The following is a 6,145-nucleotide window of genomic DNA, read 5'->3' on the forward strand; positions in this document are numbered from 1 at the left end:
GCGTGCCGGTCCCGTGGCCCTCGACCACGTCGACGTCCGAGGTGGACAGCCCGGCGGCGGTGAGCGCGGCCCGGATCACCCGCTGCTGGGCCGGGCCGTTGGGGGCGGTGAGGCCGTTGGAGGCGCCGTCGGAGTTCACCGCCGAGCCACGCACCACCGCCAGCACCCGGTGCCCGTTGCGGACCGCGTCCGAGAGCCGCTCAAGCACCAGCACTCCCACGCCCTCCGACCAGCCGGTGCCGTCGGCGCCGTCGCCGTAGGCCTTGCACCGGCCGTCGGGGGACAGCCCCCGCTGGCGGGAGAACTCGACGAAGATGCCCGGCGTCGCCATGACGGTCACGCCGCCGGCCAGCGCGAGCGAGCACTCCCCGGCCCGCAGCGCCTGGGCGGCCAGGTGCAGCGACACCAGGGAGGACGAGCAGGCGGTGTCCACGCTGACCGCGGGACCCTCCAGGCCCAGGGCGTAGGCCACCCGTCCGGACACGACGCTGGGCGTGCTGCCGGTGCCCTGGTGGCCCTCGAACTCCGCACCGAGCAGCGTCCCGTAGTCGCTGTACATGACACCGGCGAACACCCCGGTCCGGCTGCCGCGCAGCGTCGTCGGGTCGATCCCGGCGCGTTCGAGCGCCTCCCAGGAGGTCTCCAGCAGCAGCCGCTGCTGGGCGTCGGTGGCCACGGCCTCGCGGGGGGACATGCCGAAGAAGGCGGCGTCGAACTCGGCGGCGTCGTGAAGGAAACCGCCGGAGCGGACGTAGGTGGTGCCGGGGTGGTCGGGGTCGGGGTGGAACGGGACCTCCCACCCGCGGTCGGCCGGGAAGTCGGTGATCGCGTCCACTCCCTCGGCGACCAGCCGCCACAGGTCGTCGGGTCCGCGCACCCCGCCCGGGTAGCGGCAGCCCATGCCGACGATCGCGACGGGTTCGTCGGCGGGGCGCGGGTCTCCGGTCGGGACGCCCGCCGTGTCGTCGTCGCCGTGCAGCCGGGCGAGTAGGTGGTCGGCGAGGTCGTCGCCGGTGGGGAAGTCGAACACCAGCGTCGCGGGCAGGCGCAGGCCGGTGGCGGCCGACAGCTCGTTGCGCAGCTCCACCGCGGTGAGCGAGTCGAACCCCAGCTCGCGGAAGGACTCGCGCATACCGACCTCGGCCGGGTCGGCGTGTCCGAGGACGGCGGCGACCCGGGCGCGGACCAGGTCGCGCACGGAGTCGGCGGACAGGTCGGCCGCGGCGTCGGCGGCGACACGGCGGCGGGTGCCGACGAGGTCGCGCAGCAGCGGCGGCACGTCGGGCAGCGCGCGCAGCACGGCGGTGTCCAGCGGGGCGAGCACGACGGCGCCGTCGCACCGGGCGGCCCGGTCGAACAGGGCGAGCCCGGCCGGCACGCCAAGCGGGCGGAACCCGCTCCTGGTGATCCGCTCCCGGTCCACGTCGGACAGCTCGCCGGCCATCCCGGTCTCCCAGGCGCCCCAGGCGAGGGAGGCGGCGGGCAGACCGGCGGCGGCGCGGTGCCGGGCGAGGGCGTCGAGGAAGGCGTTGGCCGCCGCGTAGTTGGCCTGCCCCGCGGCGCCGAAGACGCCGGCGGCCGAGGAGAACAGCACGAAACCGGCCGGCGGCTGGTCGGCGGTGGCCCGATGCAGCAGCCAGGCGGCGTCGACCTTGGGCGCGAGGACCGAGGCGAGCCGGTCCTCGCCCAGCGCGGTGACCACGCCGTCGTCGGTGACCCCCGCGGTGTGCACGACCGCGGTCAGCGGCCGCTCCGCGCGGCAGCCGGCGACGAGGTCGGCGACGGCGTCCGGGTCGGTGAGGTCGCAGGCCACGACGCGGACGTCGGCACCCCCCGCGGCCAGCTCGTCGCCCAGCTCCATCGCGCCGTCGGCGGCCGGGCCGCGCCGGCTGGCGAGCACGAGGTGCCGGAACCCCCGGGTGACCAGGTGGCGGGCCAGTTCCCGGCCGAGTGCCCCGGTCCCGCCGGTGATCAGGACGGTGCCGTCGCGGTCCCACTCGGGCGCGGAGGCGGGTGCGGTCCGGTGCAGGCGCGGCGCGAGGAGCCGCCCGTCCCGCAGGGCCAGCTCCGGCTCCTCGGGCAGCGCGACGTGGACCTGCTCACCGGTGTCGGTGTCGGTGTCGAGGAGGGTGAACCGTCCGGGGTGTTCGGCCTGGGCGGAGCGGACCAGGCCCCAGGCCGCGGCGGCGGCCGGGTCGCTGCCGTCGGTCGCGCCGCGGGTGCGCAGCACCAGGCGGGAGTCGGCGAAGCGGTCCTCGCGGAGCCAGCGTTGGACCAGCGTGAGCGTGCGCCGCACGGTCTCGTGGGTGGCGGCCGCGAGGTCGCCCTCGGAGGTGTGGAGGTCGGTGAGCACCAGCGGCGCGGTGGCGTCGCCGGCGAGGTCCGCCAGGGGCACGGGGTGTGCGCGGCCCTCGGTGGTGACCGGCACCCAGTCGACCGCGTACACCGGGTTGGTGGCGGCGACCGGCAGGTCGCCGGTCAGGGCGCGGTCGCGCATGGAGGCGACGGTGAGGACGGGGGTGCCGGCGGTGTCGGTGGCGGTGATCGAGACGCCGTCCTCGCCGTTGTCGACCAGGTGGACCCGCAGCGCCGTCGAGCCCGTGGCGTGGACGCAGACGCCGGCCCAGGCGAAGGGCAGGCGCTGCTCGCCGGTCGGGGGCCGGGTGACCAGGAGCGGGTGCAGGGCCGCGTCGAGCAGGGCGGGGTGGAGGGTGAAGCCGCCGGTCGCCTCCTCGGGCAGGGTGACCTCGGCGTAGACGTGGGCATCCCGGCGCCAGACCGCGCGCAGGCCGGCGAAGGCCGGACCGTAGCCGTAGCCGGCGTCGGCGAAGGTCTCGTAGCAGTCGGTCACGTCGAGCGGCTCGGCCCGCGGTGGCGGCCAGGTCGGCAGCGGGTCGGCCGCGGCGACGGGGGCCAGGGCGAGGGTCCCGGCCGCGTGCCGGGTCCACTCCCCCGCATCCCGGCCATCGGGTCGCGAGTGGATGGTCACCGGCCTGGTCCCGGTCGGGTCCACGGCGCCGACCCGGACCTGGAGCCGCACGGCGCCGGGCTCGGGCAGCACCAGCGGGGTCAGCAGCGTCAGCTCCGCGACCTGCGCGAACCCGACCTCGTCGGCGGCGCGCGAGGCCAGCTCGAGCAGGGCGGCGCCGGGAAGGACCGCCGCCCCGGCGATCCGGTGGTCGCCGAGCCAGGGGTGGGTGGTCAGCGAGACCCGGCCGGTGAGCACGACGCCGCCGTCGCCGGCAAGCTCGACCGTGCCGGCGAGCAGCGGGTGGTCGGCGCGACCGAGCCCGGCCGCGGTGAGATCGCCGGCGCGCCGGTCGAGGACCGGCCAGAACCGGCGGCGCTGGAACGGGTAGGTGGGGAGGTCCACAGTGGAGCCCGTGGGCAGCAGGGCGGCCCAGTCCACCGTGGCGCCGGTGGCGTGCAAGGTGGCGAGCGCGGTGAGCGCGGACAGCTCCTCGGGCCGGTCCCCCCGCAGCAGCGGCACGGTGACCGCGTCGGGCAGGGTCTCGCCGACCGCGGCGCACAGCGCCCCGCCGGGGCCCACCTCCACGAACCGGGTGACGCCCGCCTCGGCGAGCGCCCGGACCGCGTCAGCGAACCTGACCGGTTCGCGGACCTGCCGCACCCAGTACGCGGCGGTGCCGTAGTCCGGTCCGGTGTGGACGAGCGGGATCCGGGCAGGGTGTGCGGTGATTCCGTCGATCGCGGCGCCGAGCTCGTCGAGCATGGGCTCCATCAGCGCGGAGTGGAAGGCGTGGCTGGTGCGCAGCCTCGTCGTCTTCGCGAACCGCGCGGCGACGGCGAGGACGGCGTCCTCGTCGCCCGACAGCACGACCGACTCCGGCCCGTTCACCGCGGCGATCGACACGCCGTCGGCCAGCTGCGCCAGCACCTCCTCCGCCGTGGCCCGAACCGCGACCATCGCGCCGCCCGCCGGCAGCGCCTGCATCAGCCGCGCCCGCGCCGACACCACCGCACACGCGTCCGGCAGCGACAGCACGCCCGCGACGTGCGCCGCGGCCAGCTCGCCGATCGAGTGCCCGACCACGTGGTCCGGCCGCACACCCCAGGACTCGAGCAGCCGGAACGAGGCGACCTCGACCGCGAACAGGGCGGGCTGAGCCCACCCGGTCTCGTCCAGCGGGCCGTCCTCCCACATGACCTCCCGCAGCCCCGGGAACTCCGCGGCGACCTCGTCGAACGCGGCGGCGAAGGCCGGGAACCGGGCGTGCAGCTCGCGGCCCATGCCCAGCCGCTGGGAGCCCTGGCCGGAGAACACGAACGCGGTCCGCCCGTCCCGCACCGTGTCGCGGGCCAGCGTCGTCCCGTCGGGCAGGACGACGGCCCGGTGGTCGAACCGGGTGCGGGTGGTGAGCAGCGAGTGGGCGACGTCGGACGGGTCACCGGTCAGCGCCGGCACCCGGGCGAGCTGCTCGTCGAGGGCGGCCGGGGACTTCGCGGAGAGCACCCAGGGCACGACCGCCAGGGGCCTCGGCGCGGCCGGCGGGACCGCGTCGGGCGCGGGCGCCTCCAGGATGAGGTGCGCGTTGGTCCCGCTGATGCCGAACGACGAGATTCCCGCGCGGCGCGGCCGGCCGACCTCGGGCCAGGTGACCTCGTCGGTCGCCAGCGAGACCGCGCCGGCCGACCAGTCCACATGGGAGGACGGGTGGGCCGCGTGCAGGGTCCGGGGGACCCGGCCGTGCCGCATGGCCATGACCATCTTCACCACGCCGGCGACGCCGGCGGCGGCCTGGGTGTGGCCGAGGTTGGACTTGACCGAGCCGAGCAGCAGCGGCGTCCGCCGGTCCCGCCCGTAGGTCGCGAGCAGGGCCTGCGCCTCGATCGGGTCACCGAGCGTGGTGCCGGTCCCATGGCCCTCCACCACGTCCACATCGGACGCCCCGAGCCCGGCCGAGCCGAGCGCGGCGTGGATCACCCGCTGCTGCGAGGGACCGTTCGGCGCGGTCAGGCCGTTGGAGGCGCCGTCGGAGTTCACCGCCGAACCCCGCACCACGGCGAGCACCCGGTGGCCGTTGCGCCGGGCGTCGGAGAGCCGCTCCAGCACGACCACGCCCACGCCCTCCGACCAGCCGGTGCCGTCGGCGTCGTCGGAGTAGGACTTGCACCGCCCGTCCGGGGCGAGCCCGCCCTGGCGGGAGAAGTCCACGAAGGTGGTCGGGGTGGCCATCACCGAGACCCCGCCGGCGAGCGCGAGCGAGCACTCCCCCGCCCGCAGCGCCTGGGCGGCGAGGTGGATCGCGACGAGCGAGGAGGAGCAGGCGGTGTCCACGGTGACCGCCGGGCCCTCGAGCCCCAGCGCGTAGGCGACCCGGCCGGAGGCGACGCTCGGCGCGCCGCCGGTGCTCTGGTAACCGCCGTACTCGCCGCCGGCCAGCAGCGTCCCGTAGTCGCTGTACATGACGCCGGCGAAGACTCCGGTCCGGCTGCCGCGCAGCGAGGTCGGGTCGATCCGGGCCTGCTCCAGCGCCTCCCAGGAGACCTCGAGCAGCAGCCGCTGCTGGGCGTCGGAGGCGACGGCCTCGCGGGGCGACATACCGAAGAACGCGGCGTCGAACTCGGCCGCCTCGTGCAGGAAGCCGCCGCGGCGGGTGTCGGAGGTCCCGACCCGGTCCGGGTCCTGGTCGAACAGGGCGTCCAGGTCCCAGCCCCGGTCGGTGGGGAACTCGCTGGTGGCGTCGACCCCGTCGGCGACAAGGCGCCAGAGGTCCTCGGGTCCGCGGACCCCGCCCGGGTAGCGGCAGCCCATACCGACGATCACCACGGGGTCGCCGGCGACGACCGCCGGGCCGGTGGCCGGCTCGAGCGCGTCGCCCTCGCCGAGCAGCTCGGCGAGCAGGTACTCGGTCAGCGCGTCGGTCGTCGGGAAGTCGAAGGCGAGCGTGGCGGGCAGGCGCAGCCCGGTCTCCGCCGACAGCGCGTTGCGCAGCTCGACGGCGGTCAGGGAGTCGAAGCCCAGCTCGCGGAAGGTGCGCCCGGTGGCGACGGCGGCGGGGTCGGCGTGGCCGAGCACGGCGGCGACCCGGCCGCGGACGAGCTCGGCGAGCTCGGCCGACCGCTCCTCGGGAGCGAGCGCGAGCAGCCGGCGCACCAGGCCGTCGGCCGTGGCCGCGCCGCT

General features: G+C 76.7%; 1 protein-coding gene. It reads right to left on the bottom strand.

Annotated features, from left to right (window positions below):
* A partial coding sequence (locus BU204_RS36240; RefSeq protein WP_143230007.1) for a type I polyketide synthase occupies nt 1-6,145 on the bottom strand: 6,145 nt, incomplete at both ends.

It is taken from the genome of Actinophytocola xanthii, from assembly GCF_001921205.1.
In the GTDB taxonomy this organism is placed as follows: Bacteria; Actinomycetota; Actinomycetes; order Mycobacteriales; family Pseudonocardiaceae; genus Actinophytocola; species Actinophytocola xanthii.